Origin of the sequence: Microcoleus sp. BR0-C5, from assembly GCF_036705045.1 — a bacterium.
Lineage (GTDB): Bacteria > Cyanobacteriota > Cyanobacteriia > Cyanobacteriales > Microcoleaceae > Microcoleus.
In genome coordinates this window covers 44,886-61,345 of record NZ_JAUBTR010000030.1, presented here as the reverse complement: position 1 = coordinate 61,345, position 16,460 = coordinate 44,886, and the positions used below count along the sequence as shown (strand labels likewise).

The 16,460-nt window shown below is 45.5% G+C and carries 16 protein-coding genes; 5 read left to right on the top strand and 11 right to left on the bottom strand.

Translation table 11 applies throughout. The features are described from left to right. Positions 1 to 25: 25 nt before the first annotated feature. From QUB08_RS16335 to QUB08_RS16320, 4 genes are all read right to left on the bottom strand, one after another. Positions 26 to 1,201, bottom strand: coding sequence for an exonuclease SbcCD subunit D (locus QUB08_RS16335; protein WP_333225693.1), 1,176 nt, complete (start codon positions 1,199 to 1,201; stop codon positions 26 to 28). Positions 1,202 to 1,281: 80 nt separating this feature from the next. Next, positions 1,282 to 1,623 carry a DUF5615 family PIN-like protein gene (locus QUB08_RS16330; protein WP_333225692.1) on the bottom strand — a complete coding sequence of 114 codons (342 nt, stop codon included), beginning with the start codon at positions 1,621 to 1,623 and terminating at the stop codon, positions 1,282 to 1,284. Positions 1,624 to 1,626: 3 nt separating this feature from the next. After that, a complete protein-coding gene (locus tag QUB08_RS16325) occupies positions 1,627 to 1,953 on the bottom strand; it encodes a DUF433 domain-containing protein (protein WP_333225707.1) in 327 nt (108 codons plus the stop codon). A 67-nt stretch (positions 1,954 to 2,020) separates the two neighbouring features. Continuing rightward, on the bottom strand, positions 2,021 to 2,923 hold the full coding sequence (locus QUB08_RS16320; protein ID WP_333225691.1) for an ion channel: 903 nt from the start codon (positions 2,921 to 2,923) through the stop codon (positions 2,021 to 2,023). A 112-nt stretch (positions 2,924 to 3,035) separates the two neighbouring features. Between QUB08_RS16320 and QUB08_RS16315 the strand changes: the two genes are divergently transcribed. Continuing rightward, positions 3,036 to 3,353: a hypothetical protein gene (locus tag QUB08_RS16315; RefSeq protein ID WP_333056746.1), complete on the top strand. Its 318-nt coding sequence runs from the start codon at positions 3,036 to 3,038 to the stop codon at positions 3,351 to 3,353. 81 nt (positions 3,354 to 3,434) lie between these two features. Here QUB08_RS16315 and QUB08_RS16310 read toward each other — a convergent pair whose 3' ends face one another. The 5 genes from QUB08_RS16310 to QUB08_RS16290 all read right to left on the bottom strand — a co-directional run bounded on the left by QUB08_RS16310 (position 3,435) and on the right by QUB08_RS16290 (position 10,350). Continuing rightward, positions 3,435 to 5,321 (bottom strand): PAS domain S-box protein, encoded by a 1,887-nt coding sequence (locus QUB08_RS16310; protein ID WP_333225690.1) that lies wholly within the window; start codon positions 5,319 to 5,321, stop codon positions 3,435 to 3,437. Positions 5,322 to 5,805: 484 nt separating this feature from the next. Further along, complete coding sequence (locus QUB08_RS16305) at positions 5,806 to 7,152, bottom strand: hypothetical protein (RefSeq protein WP_445300925.1); 1,347 nt, start codon at positions 7,150 to 7,152, stop codon at positions 5,806 to 5,808. 538 nt (positions 7,153 to 7,690) lie between these two features. Continuing rightward, positions 7,691 to 8,212, bottom strand: coding sequence for a hypothetical protein (locus tag QUB08_RS16300; RefSeq protein ID WP_333225689.1), 522 nt, complete (start codon positions 8,210 to 8,212; stop codon positions 7,691 to 7,693). Positions 8,213 to 8,498: 286 nt separating this feature from the next. Next, positions 8,499 to 8,849 carry a hypothetical protein gene (locus tag QUB08_RS16295; protein WP_333225688.1) on the bottom strand — a complete coding sequence of 117 codons (351 nt, stop codon included), beginning with the start codon at positions 8,847 to 8,849 and terminating at the stop codon, positions 8,499 to 8,501. 400 nt (positions 8,850 to 9,249) lie between these two features. Then, positions 9,250 to 10,350: a saccharopine dehydrogenase NADP-binding domain-containing protein gene (locus tag QUB08_RS16290; protein ID WP_333225687.1), complete on the bottom strand. Its 1,101-nt coding sequence runs from the start codon at positions 10,348 to 10,350 to the stop codon at positions 9,250 to 9,252. 229 nt (positions 10,351 to 10,579) lie between these two features. On the opposite strand from QUB08_RS16290, the gene QUB08_RS16285 reads away from it, so the two are divergent. Both QUB08_RS16285 and QUB08_RS16280 read left to right on the top strand, forming a co-directional pair. Beyond that, the gene (locus tag QUB08_RS16285; protein ID WP_333154868.1) at positions 10,580 to 10,813 is read left to right on the top strand and encodes a polymorphic toxin type 34 domain-containing protein; all 234 of its coding nucleotides are present in this window, start codon (positions 10,580 to 10,582) and stop codon (positions 10,811 to 10,813) included. Positions 10,814 to 10,857: 44 nt separating this feature from the next. Further along, entirely contained in the window at positions 10,858 to 11,655 is a 798-nt protein-coding gene (locus tag QUB08_RS16280; RefSeq protein WP_333225686.1) for a HEAT repeat domain-containing protein, read from the top strand. 90 nt (positions 11,656 to 11,745) lie between these two features. Here the strand turns inward: QUB08_RS16280 and crtO are convergent, their stop codons facing one another. After that, entirely contained in the window at positions 11,746 to 13,443 is a 1,698-nt protein-coding gene (gene crtO / locus QUB08_RS16275; RefSeq protein ID WP_333154870.1) for a beta-carotene ketolase CrtO, read from the bottom strand. A gap of 430 nt (positions 13,444 to 13,873) precedes the next feature. After that, entirely contained in the window at positions 13,874 to 14,974 is a 1,101-nt protein-coding gene (locus tag QUB08_RS16270) for a tetratricopeptide repeat protein (RefSeq protein ID WP_333225685.1), read from the bottom strand. Between the two features lie 150 nt (positions 14,975 to 15,124). Between QUB08_RS16270 and QUB08_RS16265 the strand changes: the two genes are divergently transcribed. Both QUB08_RS16265 and QUB08_RS16260 read left to right on the top strand, forming a co-directional pair. Then, positions 15,125 to 15,451, top strand: a complete 327-nt coding sequence (locus QUB08_RS16265) for a YbjQ family protein (RefSeq protein ID WP_172184303.1) — start codon at positions 15,125 to 15,127, stop codon at positions 15,449 to 15,451. A 270-nt stretch (positions 15,452 to 15,721) separates the two neighbouring features. Further along, a complete protein-coding gene (locus QUB08_RS16260) occupies positions 15,722 to 16,345 on the top strand; it encodes a hypothetical protein (RefSeq protein WP_333154872.1) in 624 nt (207 codons plus the stop codon). Positions 16,346 to 16,460: the final 115 nt, after the last annotated feature.

Here is a 16,460-nt window from a genome sequence, read left to right as displayed (position 1 = left end):
TTGGGATTGTATCTTTGTTACCCATCTAATTATTAACTGTTTCCTTAAACTTCTTGTACAAGTTTTGAAATTCCTCCAATACTGCCGGTTTTGGTGTCGTTCCCAATCGGTTTTGATAATAGTTGCAAAACTCTGCTGCCGGATCGAAATTATTGGGATCGATATTAGTTATTTCTGTTGCTTCTAGCGCTGCATCTGGATAGCGCGGTTCAATTAACAGCGCTTGAGAACAGATTTGGCGCACTCGATCGGCAAGTCCGATTTGCGGACTGTCCAGTTCGACAATTACTTTCAAGAAACCCGGATGATATTGATGAGCTTGTAAAGTTTCATCAAGATTGTCGTTATGACATTTAAGCACTTTTAACGGCTTGTGGCAAGCCACAGGCTTAAATTCCACCTTTGCCTGACTTCCCGGCTCAACTTCTATCAAGCAAAATCCTTTTTCTTGTTCCGCTTCTCCAAAATCTAACTGAATCAAAGAACCGGAATAATAAGCGGGAGAAGTCTCAGAAATACGCTGGTGAATGTGGATGTGTCCGAGGGCAACATACTGAGCTTCCGGCGGCAGAGTTTGCGAGGACAGCAGGTATTTTTCTCGCGTGTAATAAGCGACTTCGGATTTGGCCAATCGAGCGCCGTCAATGCTCATGTGTCCCATGAGAATATTGACAGTATTGTCTCTAAACTCTCTGCTTAAATCTTCTAGTAAATATGCTACGATTTCGCGGTAATCTTTTCGGCGATCGGCATCGCCAGACTGCCAGAGAGAATTAGCATCTAACAGTCTTTGTTCGGAAGCAAAAGGCATGGCTCCCACACAAAGTTTACCGCTTTTTGTATTAAGAGTAATTGTGCCGCCGTCTGCGGAAAGCCTGGGTTTGCCTAAAGCGCGAACACCGGCGAGGGAAAGCAACTGCGCGATGCTGTCGATGCGGGATGCCGAATCGTGATTGCCGGCGATCGCAATTGCGGGAATTCCTGCCACTTGCAATTCGCAGAAAAAGTTATAAGCAATGCGTTCGGCGTAAGCGGGAGGGTTGGGTACGTCGAAAATGTCGCCGGCAACGAGCACAGCATCGACATCCAATGCTTTTGCTTGCTTCAAAATCTGTTCGAGGGCGATCGCAATTTCAAAAGTGCGATCGATCCCTCGAAAACGTCGCCCTAAATGCCAGTCAGCAGTATGAATTATTCGCATAGTACGAGGAGTATTTTGTTTATTTTAATACTTTGTGCGATAGCTGCTATATGAATTGATTCATTCTCCGGCTGTTATACTCACTCCGACGGTCGATTAACTCGAATCAGTAGACTTCTCAGTGTTTCTAGATTAGAAATAGCTTCATTAATGCGTACAGCCAACCGTTCCCTGTTTTGGTCGTTTGTGCAGACAATTATGCCCCTATGGTCAGAGTTAAACCTATGCAGTCGAATAAAATCCGGTCTATTTAATGTCAATAATGCACGACTATTGCTAATAGCAAAATCTAGAACTTCTTCATCCAGAATCTTTTGGTTAGCCTTCCCCGCTTCTTGAACTGTCAGGACATCATGGCCCAAATTTCGCAGTAATTTTACAACAGGAAGCGGGTATTGTTCATCTGCATAAAGACGCGCCACAGTTTATGCCTCTTCCTGTTCTCTAATTGCTCTTTCAATCTCATCAGGATATGCCTCAGCATAACTAAAAGCATTCACCAAATCTGTGGCACTCAGATCGGGATGACCTTCTAAAATATGAGCATCGGTGGCACTTTGACGGCGATAACTTACCAACAGCCAAACAGGAATCCGAGTTTTTCGGATACAGGCTTCTGTGCCCATGACACCGGGAGTCTTTTGAATTCCCGGCCAAAAGTTGCTTAAACTTTGGGCTAGGAATTGTATAGCTTGAGCCTTTTCTTCGGGAGTTAAAGCCAAGAGTTGCGGTTGCAATTCTTTGAGTGTCATCTTCGTAGTAACTGAAGTCATAAATATCAAGTTTTGTCGTCCTAGAGGTATTCTAGCACTATTATACTCACAACTTTAATTCAACCGGCTGCACATCGTGAAACCGAGTATAATCAACCACCCGCCCTCCCGTCGCCGATTGCAAAAAAATATCTACAAACCGCATATTCCACATAATTTCAGATGCCACAAAAGAATGTCGCGCATGAATAGTTTGCGAAACTGTTTCGTCAATTCCTGTTAAAGTAATTACAATTTCCGCTTGCTGTTCCATCAAGTCTTGGGCAGTAAGTTGGTACAAAGGACTGCTCTCGTCAATTGCGTGCATAACCGTCCAAGTTAAGGCAAAAACCGGAGAGTGACTCCGCATCAATTGCAAATCGTAAAAACGCCGCATAAATTCTCCTTCCGGTGTTACCTCGTCGCGGATCAAAGTAGCTCGCTGCTGCGCTTCTAAAATTTGGTTAAAACGCTGATTTGCAGTGCGGTACATCAGAGTCGGAACGCCGTTGAAAGGAGCGATCACAGCTACGCGACTGAAGATAACTCTAGCTGTTGGTCGAGAAAATCTCGAAAAAGCCAGTCCCGTCACCATCGCCACTCCCCACAAACCAAAAAGTGCTTGGATCGCGACTACACTATTAGCGTAATCCGTGCGCGGATACATAGAGCCGTAGCCGATCGTCGCCATTGTTTGGATGCTGAAATAAAAGGCATCTGGGAAAGAACCCGGCCGCGCGTTAGCAATGCAATCTCCTCCCGCCAAGTAAGCTAAGGCAAATAAAGAATTTGTGACTATATAGGAGAGACAAATGAGCATGAAAAATTGTGGCCAAGAAAGAGTTAGCAGCCTGTGGTAGAGGTCGGCAAAATGCAGGCGAGGTACTCCCAACTTGACAATATTTAAGGGAAATTGTCCTTGGCGGCTGACTAAACGAGCCTGTGGCTGCCGATCGCGATTATTTTTCATTGAGATTTGTAACTACCGCTGTGTCAATTTGTAACTATTGTTTTGACTGGGAAAACTTATCCTTTAGACTGATGTCAGATTCTAAAAATTAGGATATCAAGGAAGTTTGAAAATGGTTGAGCTTAACTGGCATGACTATCTCGTTATGGTTTCTTGTGTGGCTTCTATTGCGGGTCTAATCCTGCTGAGCGATCGCAAATCGCAGCCAAGGGACGATCGCACTTTAAGCGAAGAAATTTTGATTAAGATGAGTTTTGTTTACTCAATAGTCTACTCCATGTCTGTCTTTGCCCTAAAGATGCCTCTGCCGGAGGACAACTGGTTGTTGGCAAGTCTGAAGCTGACCACGGTTCTATCTTACTTGTTGACAGTTTCCAGCATACTCAGTCTGCCACTGCAACGCATGGCTGTTCGGCAAGTCGAAGATTAAAAAACGTGAAGCTAAGGTGTCCCGCATCTAAATTATATTTTTGGGGCGGGCTAAGAGTGCCCACCCCACAAGACTTTGGTTTCAGGTTGTTTGTAAATTTTTAATTCCCGCAGGAAGCTTGACATAACGCGCCCAAAATGGTTCTAGTCGATCTCTGCGGGATTGCAACCTGCCCATATTTTCCTCCATTCCGTTTGCTTCTGAAATCTGAGAAACTATCTTGATAGTGCCAGAAGTCAAGCCCTCAGCATCTCGCATCGGTGCAGTCCAAATACAGACATCAATTGATGAACCGTCTTTCCGCCGCCGCCGACATTCCCTAGCAACTTGCGCTTCCCCTGCCAATTCTGACTGAAACATCGCATAAAAATCTACGTTTTCATCGCTAGGGACGATCGGCAAAAGCTCCCCCACAACCTCAGACTCCTTCCAGCCAAAAACTCGCTCCGCCGCAGAATTCCACACCGTGACCAAAGCATTACTATCAACCCCGACAACTGCCAGCGGCAAAGCTTTAATTAAGCCTTGTAAAACTTGATTGGTTTCGCACAATTTAGCCTCTACCAGCTTGTGTTGTGTGATGTCCTGACAAGCACCATAAATGCCGACAGCGCGGTTCTCGACTTCATCCCACACAACTTGCCGACAATCCCACAGCCACCGGATTTCACCGGATTTGGTGACAATTCGATACTCGCTTACTTCCTTGCGGCTAGATGAACGAAGCTGCATTTGTTCCAGCAGCATTTCTAGGTCGTCGGGATGAATGCAGTCGAATTGTAAACCGCCGGAAGTTGCGATTTCTTTGGGAGTATAACCCGTAATTTTAGTAAAAGCTTCAGTCATCCATTCGCAGGCCCAGGTATTGTCAGGCAATACTTTAAAAGAATAGGCAAAATCTGAAGTCATTTGCGAGAGAATACGGTAGCGCGATTCTGATGCTCGCAGTGCGTTTTCTGCATTTTTGCGATCGGTTATATTTTGAAAAAACACCGACAAACCTTCTTCCGAGGGATAAGCCTCGACTTCAAACCAAATATTTAGCTGCGGGTAATATCCTTCAAATTTAACATTAACGTTCTCAGATACCGCTCTGTAAAACTGCTTGAAAAAAATCGTGTCGGCTGTATCAGGAAACTCATCCCAAATATTTTTACCTATAAGTTCTTGACGCCCTCTTTGCCAGCACTGCTCTGCTTTCGCGTTGAGGTAGGTAAACTGCCACTGGCGGTTGAGCACATAAAAGCCGTCTGTGATTTTTTCTAAGATATTAACGATTTGCTTTTGCGATTTTTTCAAAGCTGCTTCTGAGAACTTGCGCTCTGTGATATCGCGGGAATTGATGACTATGCCGTTGATGCTGGAATCGTGGAGTAAATTGTTACCAATGACTTCTAAATACACCCAAGAACCGTTAGCGTGGCGTTTCCGATATTCTACAGGCGGTGCAATCCCTGGCTGTTTGAGTAATTTGGCCAAATATGCTTGCCAAACAGGTAGATCGTCTGGGTGGATCAAATCGTCTTGGAATTCGCCAATTCTTTGTTCGAGATTGTAGCCTAACATCCGCTCTGCTGCGATCGAATTTTGGTCTCGGATGCGTCCGTCTGCTTCGAGAATTGTCATCAAATCGGAAGAATTTCGCAGGAGACTTTGCAGTCGGGATTCCCCTTTTGTCAGGGCCTGAGTCACCTTTCTGTACAGGATCTGGCTTTGCTCTAACTGCTGCTCTAAATGTCTGATGCTAGCAGCTTGCTGGGCAACTTTAATGTCTAAATTGCTGTTAATTCTTTCTAACTTGGCTTGGGCTTGTTTAGACAACAAAAGCGACTGAAACTCCGCAGCCAATTCTTGTAAAGATGTGGACAACTGCTCGACACTGCTTGTTAAAATCGCCTGTTTATCTACAGGTAGTTGTTCAATATGTCCCTGCAATTCCCGCACGTGTTTCAATAGATTTTGCATCATTGTAGTCAGCGCTCAAACTTATGAAGACTATTTTTTTATATTTCCAATCATAACACCTTGTTTGAGTCAAGTGTCAAAAGAAATAAATCTTGAAGTTGAGCGGTAGAGTTTTAATTTCGATGCCAATCCCTCGGCGCTGACACAGATGGATAATTCCACCAAGTTTGAGCGAACAAAAAAATATTGAGTTCAGTTATATTACTGAAAATAGTTGTGATTTTTAAAGTGTGAATTAAACACGACTGATCTCGTTTCCACGCTTCATCGGAATCATAATTTTTCGAGTTGCAGCGCGAGCGGGGACGCTCGCACTGCAACTCGCGAGCGGGACGCTCGCACTAATATTCCGGGTTTTTCAACTTCGGTCAATCGATTTTAGAGTTGAAATTTTAGATGGGATAGAGTAAGTAATTTTACGGTGAAGTGCAGAGATTGTGATGCCAGTAGGCAGATTAGGAACAGGCTTTTCGGCCTGTTCCTAAAATCAGGATTTAAAGCCCTTAGAGCTTTTCTTTTTCTCCTGTGGCTTGGATTTTGACTTATTAACTTCGCCTAAAGCTTCCTGAAATAAGTTGTGCAGGTGCAGGGGAACGCTGGCAATTTCCGGGAGTTCGGGTTCTAAGGGTTTTTTAAACTCTTGCAGCAAGGCATCTAAATCGCGATCGATCTGAAAGTCTGTGCGTCCCAATACAGTTTGCAAAATTTGTTCTAATTTCGCGGGATTAACTTTAGCTAACCGTTGCCAAATCCAGACATTAATTGCAGGATCTTCTAGATAGTTACGCACCAGCTTTTCGTAACCGGGAACGGTTGAAAAATCTTCGGCTGCTAGCAGTGCAGTAAATTGAGCGTAAGTAGACAAAAAGGTTTGTCCCCAGCGAGGATGAGAAAGTGCTGTAACCTGTTCGGCTTTCTTGAAGCGATCGGGCAATTCGACTTTCGGCATTACCATTTTTGCACTAGCATTGCTGTCGAGCATTACCTCAACTGCTTTAGCATCAGCACCTGCAGCCGCGATTGCTGCTGCTTTGACTTCTTCTCGATCGACTCCGGCATCTTCAACGATATCCGCCAGAGATTTACTTCCATCAACGCCCATATCAGCTAGGCGTTTTTTAGTGATAAATTCCTGAAATTCAGCCAACTGTTTATTCAGGTGATATCCCGATAGCGTCAATTCCTCACTGCCAAAAAATTCGGTAAAATCTTCATGGTAGTGTTCTACCGACTGCCAAGCTTGCTCTAACAATTCCGGCGCATCGCTGTACAGGTTATTTTTGTGATTTTGCTTGAAATTGCCGATCGCCACCGCCAACTTCGGCTTACCCAATTTCCCCATCAGGATGGGAGAGCTCGAAAGTATCCACCAGTCATCGGTGAGGGGAGCAATCCGAGCCCGCAAGATTTCTCCTAACTTAAAGCGAGACATTTCTGCAAGAAAATTAGGACTGTTGGGCTTAACAACATAGTGCTTGGCTGTCAGCCAGTTCGTCAGTTCAAAGCTGTCGGGGAAAAGCTGAGTGATTTCAAATAAGCCGGTGAAGCTTCTATGTCGCCAACTTTCTAGCAAGCTGCGATCGCTCTCGGTTAAATCCGGCTGACTTTCGACAAATAGGTCGATCGGCGTTTTCTCTCCGACTTTACCTTCGATGGTAAAACTGTCAATCACTTGATTTTGCTGAGCAATGTCGTAGCGCTCGCCGGTCGATCGAGCTGCAGCATAAGCTTCCAAAGCTACCGCCAACTCTCCCTCAGCATCTAGAACAAAGTCAATTAAATTTTGCTTGAGTGTCCAAGCTCTTTCCAACATTTCATCCACAAGTAATACCAATTTTGAATGAGAGGATTTAGATTAACAATTATCCGACTTGAAGCCACCGACGCTTTACGATCCGGCTGCGATTGCAGAAAGCCCATCGCGAACCATGACACAAATATGCGATCAATGCCTCAGTCCTGAATTAGTTTAATTTTAAGGCTAATAGTAAAAAAAAAATGTTAATCTCAAACGGAAGCATCCCGATTTTGTAAAAACCATTTTTTAGGAGTGCGATCGTCCCGCACAGCAATGCCTCTACGTCTTTAGCGAGTTCTCACAGCGAACCGTCGTGTGAAATAAAAATCGTGCTGAAAAATGCGATTTCAAGGGAGCATAAAAATACCCTCTCCGATGTAGAGAGGGGCTGAAAATCCCCAAAAACTTCGCTAAACTTGCGTTAAAAACTGTGCCACCTATTAACAACAGTCCAAGACGCAGCAGCCGGGTTTTTTTTATCAAACACTTCCCTCCATTCCGGTACCAGGCTAAAAATAACCGGAACGCTTGAGTTTGTGTGCGTCCAAGACTGAGAAATACTTGGCGTAAGCCCTTAGCGGCCGTCTTTGTCAATGTCGCCAGGAACAGCCCGTTCCACCCGATCCCAAGCGTCGCGCGTGGCGTGCTTAGCTTTTTCCCACTTCAGATTAGACTTACCGCGATTTGTTTCGTAGTCGCGCTGCAAATCCGGTTCGATCTCGTGGTATTTCTTACCAGTAGCGCCATAGCGGCTGTATCCCTCATAACCAGTGCGGTATGCAGGCTGATAGTCTTCGTAAGTCGCGCTAGTGTCGGCGTAAGGACGGGAAGTGTAGTTGCTTTGCCAGTAAGCATCTTCTACCGTGGGGTCGATCGCCTCGCCCACACCTTTGCCCACCAAACCGCCGCTAAACGAACCCACAACAGCGCCCACAACTGCTCCTACAGGCCCGCCGATGGCACCGCCGATCGCAGCACCTGCAGCACCCGCACCCGCCGCACCAATACCCGTTGCGACTGGATGAGCTCCCTTTTCCCCGGAAATCGGATCTAGGTTAGCATCAGGTTCATGTACCGTTTTTTTGTCATCGCTCATGATATTTTTTTCCTTTTATTTAACTGTAACTATTACTCAATTTACATTTTAAATTCCTCTGTATTCATCTGCCTTCAGGATGAATCTGCTAGCTTAAAAAGAATGGTAATCAGGATTTTTTTTCGACGCCCAAAGTCCTCTTACACCTTACTCTAAGGCGATAAGGTGCGCCGAGGCGCACCCTAGATAATTATCTTCAAGTGAGTTCTGATCTCAGCTCAATTGCGTACTCACGGAAGCTGTGTATTTACCAGCAACTTAAGTTAGATCTAAATCTCTTGATTTATTAGTTTCCTGTGACCTTTTCGAGCAAATCTTCAGCTTTTTGAACTATGCCTTCTTGCGGGTGTTCTCCCTTGTATTCCTTTAAGCTTTCGTCGTAAGCTTTCTCGACCTTTGCAGGATTTTGAGAGGTTTTGACTATTTCTTCGTAAGCTGCTTGGGGATTGAGATCCTCGAAACTTTCTGCGGGGTCAGTAATTTTAGCTTCTGGCTGCGCCTGAGTTCTGTCTTGACCTGCGTAAGCAGCCTGACTGGGTACTACCGCTAGGCTTAGCAGACCAATGAAAGCCAGCGTACAGACCAGCAAAATGCTTTGGCTCAATGTTTGTCCTAGAGCTTTTAAAACCCGCTTCATATCAACTTCTCCTCGTATTTTTTCGCAAAAATTATGGTGTTTGTCACCCCTTCACTGCGATCGCACATTTCAAAATTTAGCGATCGGGGCAACTTTTGTTGCAAGTGCTGCACCCAGATACAGCGAAAAGGGAGATTTACCGTGTTGTGAAATATATTAAACGCCTGCTCGTTAACTTTACTTCTACCAAAAGATAGATTAGTTCTCTCCGCTTCTAAATAGAAAATTTCTCACATCACGTACCATGATCAGTAACAGGCTAGGAGTGCCCGTTCCACAACAAATAAACTTTCTTGGATAACAGACCCCAAAGCCTGTTTATGAAAGGCTGATTGAGATTGCTACCCCATTTCAGTTATTCGCAACAGGAGAAACATCCCAACGGATTTAAAGCCAAAAGTTACAACCATTCTTGATTAATATCGAGGTTGCGACTCTGCATCGCTTGTTCAAATAGTTCGGTAGAAAGACCTTGCTCTACCGACCAAACGCCCGGTTTTTCCAGTTTTCCTTCTAACATTAATTGAGCTATGCTGCCAGTACCGATGCCTGTAGCGACGGCAGCACTGGGGTGTATCGCTGTCGAGCAAACTTTAGCGGGTTGACCGTTTTTGAGACCTGTCACTTGCGATCGCACTGCCACACCAACCCCACTAAAACTATTAGTAACACTGGTCATCCCATAACTGACGTAGGAGAGAAATTCAATCACGGAGTTATTTTTGAGCCAGCTAGCCGGCCAATACTTAGCAACAAACCAGGTAAGGTGATTGTAAAGGTCGGGAGACGTACCGAATTTAGTCACAACAGATTTGACGGGGAAAGTTTCGGGCAAAGTGATTGCTTCGGGCATATCAAACCAGTAAACCCCTGTTTGACCATAGGGTGCGGGAAATTCAATTGTTTCGCGATCGCTGTAGGGTTTTACTTGCTGCCACTTGCGATCTGCCCAAACCTCAAAAGGAGTTTGCAAACCTAAAAAAGTGGTTCTCATGACGGTAACGCCAGCGCCACCGGAACCTCCGACAACATAACTCAAATGGATGTGTTCGGCTTCATCTAATTGTTCCACATCTCGACGCACCATGCTGTTAGACACACCGGGGAAAATGCCCGTGTTAATAATAGCAGTAATTCCAGCATTTTTAGCGGCTTCGCGCAATTCTAAAGCTCTGCGAGTAAAACTGCGGCTGTCGCTGACATCAGTATAATTAACACCTGCTTCTATGCAAGTTTTCAATACACTGGCGTCTCGGTAGTGAAAAGGCCCCGCACAGTGAACGACAAGATTAGATTCTGAAACTGCTTTTCGCAGGGCTGCACTGTCCGCTAAATCAAAAGTTTGGTACTGCACCCGATCGGGGGGCAATCCTGGCCCAATAGAGGCTTCAGAGTTGCGTCCGGTAACAGTAATTTCCGCGTCGGTATGGGTAACAAGGTCTTGGGCAACGCTGCTGCCAATTCGTCCCCGCCCACCGACAATCAAAACTCGGTTTGCCATCGCTAAAAAAAGGGTAACGCCATCTTTCAGTCTCTCAACTTGGGGCCGGCGTTTTCATCCACATAAAGTATGAATTTGCAGTAATATTAGGGATCGAGGGCGAGATCCCGGCAATCCGCAGGCGATCCCGGAGCGAGAAATTCTCCCAAACAACCATGCCCTACAGTCAGTTCACCAGCATTGCAAAAGTAATATATTTATTTATGATTAAACAAAATAAAGATAGGTTATGACATCAGAAGGCAACATAGGGGATACAGGCATCGTAGAAAAAGCTAACCAACTGATCCAAGGAGGTTTAGCTCCAGATATGGCTACAGCACTGAAAATTCTCGAATATCAAGCTATAGAAGAGCAGAATCAAAAAGAGAGGAGGAAAATTAGAAGGACTCAGAAAGCTTCTAAAACCCGACACAGCCGTCACAGCGGTAAACAAAAGAAAAAGAAGAAGCAAAGATTTTAGTTCACTAAAACCGCCAGAAAATAAATGGACAGGAAGGAATAAAAATGATGAATAATATCATAACTAAAACACTGCTAGATGATTGCGATTCGGATAACTACTCCCTTCAAACAAAAGCACTTCTTAAGCTTGTTGATGCAGAAGCTTATGAAGCTGTACCGAAGATAGTACAATTAATAAAGTCACCCAATTCATCGGTTCGAGCTGATGCAGCAGCGGCCTTGGGTTATCTGGGAAGTGAGGAAGTAGAAACGGTTGGGCCTGCGTTAATCACTTTGCTGGACGATGAAGAAGAACTGGTTAGGTCTGAAGCCGTGGAGGCCCTTGGAGAACTTGATTATACTCCTGCGGTTCTACCTATAGAATATATTCTCAGAAATGACCCTTCAGCACTGGTTCGCGCATCAGCAGCAGAAACTCTTGGATATTTAGAAGAAGCATCAGCTATAGAAACTCTGGAGCTTTCACTGCTTGATACTAATGAAGATGAAGCAGTTCGATGCTATGCTGCTAACTCGATCGGGCTTTTAGGTACGCCGCAGCTATTGCCAAAACTTGAAAACTATCTAAACTCGGAACTTCCTTTATCAGTAAAAGCTGAATTGCTGGGAGCGAGATATTGGTTGGGTGCGAAAGAAGATATCGCGAAGCTAGTGGATTTGTTGGATAAGGCTGATGAAGATTTTGCTCAGCACATTTTGACTATTTTAACAGATTTGACGGAACGGGAGCCAACGCCAAATATTGCCAAAGATGTTCCTGATTTAGATAAAATATTGAGTGCGCTCGCCCAGCGATTTCCTTTGATGCGGCATCAAGCAAAAGAAATACTGGCACACTGATAAATCAATACAAACAAACAAACAAACGCAGATGTAATTTATCTGCGTTTGTTTGCGTCGAACTGCCCTCATCTGCGGTTGCTAAAAATCTTACTTCTCATTACTCCGAAATATCGACTTACCCTTCGCTTTCAGAGTATTAGCCGCATCTGCGAAAGTCTGGGCGAAAGGCTGCTGCGAGTGCATGAAAACGCGAGCGGTATTGCGTCCCGGCATACCCGAAATCGAGCCGCCCGGATGGGTTCCCGCCCCCGTGAGAAACAAACCGTCGATCGGCGTTTTGTAATTCGCCAACTCCGGTAAAGGACGGAAAAATATCATCTGATCCAACGTCATGTCAACGTGGTAATAATTCCCCTTCAAAGCCCCCAAACGCTCTCCCAACTCCGCCGGACTTTCCACGCGACGGCCGATAATTGAATTCTTGATATTTGGCGCGTATTCTGCTAATTTATCGATGCAGCGATCGGCAACTTTGTTTTTCAGCTCATCCGTCCAACCCGTACCGTGCTGACCGGTTCCTTCAGCATTTTCGATCATGTAAGGAGCAAAAAATTCAATCCAAGCTGTATGGTGTCCGGGAGGAGCCATTGACGGGTCTCGTACCGTCGGAAACACCACATACATCGACGGATCGGAGTCAGGAATTCTGCCGATTGAAGGCTCGCTGTGAGAAATTTCAACGTGTCTCACCGAGTCTGCAATTAAAACCGACCCCATTAAATACTCGTCTCGATGGTTCCAGCGATCGAACTTGGGCATTTCATTGAGAGCTAAGTCTATTTTGAGAATAGTCTCGTTGTTGTTAACAATTTTGCGCTCCAATCTTTCCCGCAAATCCGGGTCAGCACTGTCAACATCGCTGGAGTCCATTAAGTGCAGGAACAAGCGCTTAGCATCAATATTAGAAATGACACCTTTTGTAGCGCGGTATTCCGTGCCGCCGGCAACTCGAACTCCCACAGCGCGACCGTCATCAACTAATATTTTTTCGACGTGCTGATCGGTAAGTACCACACCGGAATAGCTTTTGACTAAATTGAGCAGCGCTTGCACTAATGCACCCGTCCCTCCGCGCGGTCTTGCCATGCCGGGATTGTGCCTCATTGCTAGCATAATTGCGCCTACCGCCAGGGTTTTTTGCGAAGGAGGCGCGCCGAGTTCTGCGGCTAATCTTGCTAGGGGTGCTTTGATAAATTCCTCGTCAAACCACTCGTTGAGAAGGTCTTCCGCGCTGGTGAGCATCGTGCGAATAAAGTCCAGCGTTTTGTCGGGGGAACCAATGACTGACAATAAATCTTTTATCTTTGAAATATCGTAGTTGCCCAAAATATCTATGATGGATTTTGGTGGCGCATTAAACATCGGAACCATTGCCCCTAAAGCCCGCTGCCAAAAGTCGGTATATTCGGCATATTTTTTAGCATCGCGCTCGTTGTAGCGGGCAATTTCAGCACAAGTTTTTTCTACGGATTTGTGCGCTAAGAAATATTTGCCATCGGGATGCGGACAAAATGCCACTGGATCGCAGAAAAGATATTCTAAACCGTATTTTTCCAGCTCTAATTCTTCTACAACTGGCCCTAAATGGATAAATTCGTGGTCGATCGCGCACAAATTGAATTTAAAATCCGGCAATTCGGGAATCGCAGCTTCAGTAGTTGCCGCGCCTCCGGGAACCGAACGTTTTTCTAACAACAGGACGGTATATCCGGCTTTGAGGAGATAAGAGGCGCAGACCAGTCCATTGTGACCGGCTCCTATGATAATCACGTCATACGTTTGCATAGATGAAGCTCTGGGGATAGGATATTTTGCTCATTTTACAAATGTTAACAACTTGGCAGTCTCTATCAAGAGAAATAGATTAATTGTCAGTAAGCCGTTTTAGCATCTTACAAAAGATGGAGCTTTGACAAAATGCTGTTGTGCGATCGCCTTATTTCTTCTTAAACTTAGAGAGCGAACGCCCTTCTCCAATCGCGCCACTATTATACTATAATTCGCCACATTTATCTGCATTAAATTAAAAACTTAAGCAAACAAGTAACAAGGAAGAAGGAACAGGAAAGGGGGCCTAGGAAATAGGGAATAGAAACAGTTTTGAGATGGCTTTTTTTCTTGCAACACGGCGAGTGGAAGGAGTTTAGCCCTAGGATGATTACTTACTCCACACTCAAAACTGCTAGCCAATTACCAATTAGTACATTGAGAAATATTACTTTAGTTCCCGCAAGGCCGCCTCAGCTTTTTTTGCACCATCATTGTTGCCTTGCTGGCGGTAAGTGTCGAGGGCTTGTTGAAAAGCTTCAATTGCTTCGGATTTGCGATCGCGCGCTTTGAGTGCCTTACCCATATTGTAATAAGCTTCTGCCCGGTCTGGAGCGAGCCTTATCACTCGCTTAAAAGTAGCAATCGCTCCTAAAAAATCTTGTTTTTCCAGTTGAATTTCCCCGATTCCTGCGTGTGCTTCCACTAAATTAGGTCGCACCGCAATAGCCCGCTGATAAGCTATCAGCGCTCCGTCGAAGTCGTTTTGAGCCTGGAGAAGTTCGCCAATTTCTAGCTGCACTTCTGGATTCCGGGGCTCCAATTTGGCAGCTTCTTCAAAAGCTCCTAGCCCTTCGGAAGTATAGCCGGCACGCAGCAAAGCAGTGCCTAATTTTAACTGGACACCGGCTTGTTTGGGAGCGAGTTCGGCTGCTTGTTGGAGCACGGTGACAGCACTGGCAAAATTTCCCTGCTGGATTAATACTAAACCCATTGAAGAATAAGCTTGCCAATTTTTCGGATCGAGGGCGATCGCCTCTTGGTATGCTTTAAAAGAACCGCTGTAATCTTTTTGCTGAAAGAGTACCACTCCCAGACCGATCCGGGCATTGACATTTTTGCGATCGAGCACAGCGGCGCGGCGATAAGCTGTGGCTGCTGCGGGATAGTTTTGTAAATTCGCCATAGCATATCCTAATGCGTATTGAAAGTCAGCATTATTCGGTTCGAGACCGATCGCTTGTTGGTAAAATTCTACTGAGGCTTGATAGTTGCCCTGACGCGCTTCTAAATAGCCAATACCCGAAAAAATGCGGGGGTTTTCCGTATCTAAACGCGCCGCTTCCTGATAAATGGCGATCGCCTTACTGTAGTCTCCTAAATCTACCAACTCGCGCCCTTGTCGCAGCAGGGCATCTAAATTTGAATCATTTTGAGGGTTGACTTGAACGGATGTTTCTGCTGAGAGCGCTATCTGCGGCGCTGCGACAGCGAATCCTGCTACTAGCAACGTACTGAATACCAAGAGACTTTGTTTGTACACGGCCATTTGTTTCAAAGAGTGTGTGGAATAAAAGAGCGAGGGGCTGTCACCTTGTTAAGCTGACAGCTTAGGGTTTACCAGGAATGTTTGAGCGGCGAGATGTAGTAAATCTACAGAACAAGACCCACTCAAAATTTTCGCGATTGAGGCCAACTGATGATTGTAACAACAACTGATATCATCCAAGGAGCAGAAATTCAATCTTACCTGGGAATTGTAACTGCTGAGGTTGTCTACGGCACCAATGCCCTGCGAGACTTCTTCGCGGGCATTCGCGACATCATCGGCGGGCGCACCGGCAGTTACGAGGAAGTGTTTCTCAAAGGACAGCGAGATGCCCTCGCGGAACTGGAAAAACGGGCCCAACGCCTCGGCGCCAATGCCGTAATCGGGGTGGAAGTGGACACCGGCACGATTAATGTAGACTCCAGCGGGGCTTTGCTGCTGATTACTGCCGTTGGAACGGCTGTAAGATTGCGTTAAGCTGTCTTTCCTTTATACGTCCGCATTTCCTGTATACGTGCGGGAACTTTTCTAACGGGATAAAATAGTTATTAGTCATCAGTCATCAGTCATCAGTCATTAGCTAATAGCGACTGGCGCGCGGGCTGATGACTTTTTCGTTTCTTTCTTCAGACATAGATACTGGTTATTTCCCCAGGCAGATATAGTTTTTATCAATCTCAGCCACAATCAATGCTTAGGTGAAAGATTGTTAAAAATTAAAGCAACTCTAAGAGGAAATAAAAACCTATGTCATACGTAAATAGACCTGTAGATAACGTTGGTACCGAACCCGTGGTCGTAAATTCAGTGATGGAATACCACGATCGAGTACGTTGGGGCCCGATTTTTTCAGGTTTGGTAATTGCGATCGGCACACAACTGGTGTTAAGTGCATTGGGTGCTGCGATCGGCTTGAGCAACATTGCTAATTCAGGAGCTCCGCGCAGTATTTCAGGAGACGTGGGTACCGGCGTCGGAATTTGGTCAATTATCAGTTTGTTAATTAGCTTGGCCGTTGGCGGTTGGGTAACTGCTCGTGCTTGCGGCCCAATGAATCGCAACACAGCGCTTTTGAACGGAGCAATTTTGTGGGCAACTACCTTAACAATTGGCTCTTGGCTGTTAGCAAATGGCGTGGCCGGTACTTTTGGCGTCATAGCTGCGAATGCGGGAGAAGCAATTAATCAAGCGCAGCAGGGCGGGGTCGATTTGCCGAACCGAGCACCTAACGTATCTGCTCAGGATGCTCGCAATATTGCTGGTAATGCCGCGAAAGCTGGTTGGTCGTTTTTGTTCGGCTCGTTATTGGGTTTAGTTGCTTCGATGGTAGGAGCATCTGCCGGTGCGCGCACTCCCCGGAATTACTCATAAAAGTTTCGTCAGATACGGAAATTTCATATTCATGAAAGCACTTTTGTTAAGGTGCTTTTTTGTTGCTTTAATTCGTGAACTATTTTTTTTCTCGTTCCCAGGTTCTACCTGGGAA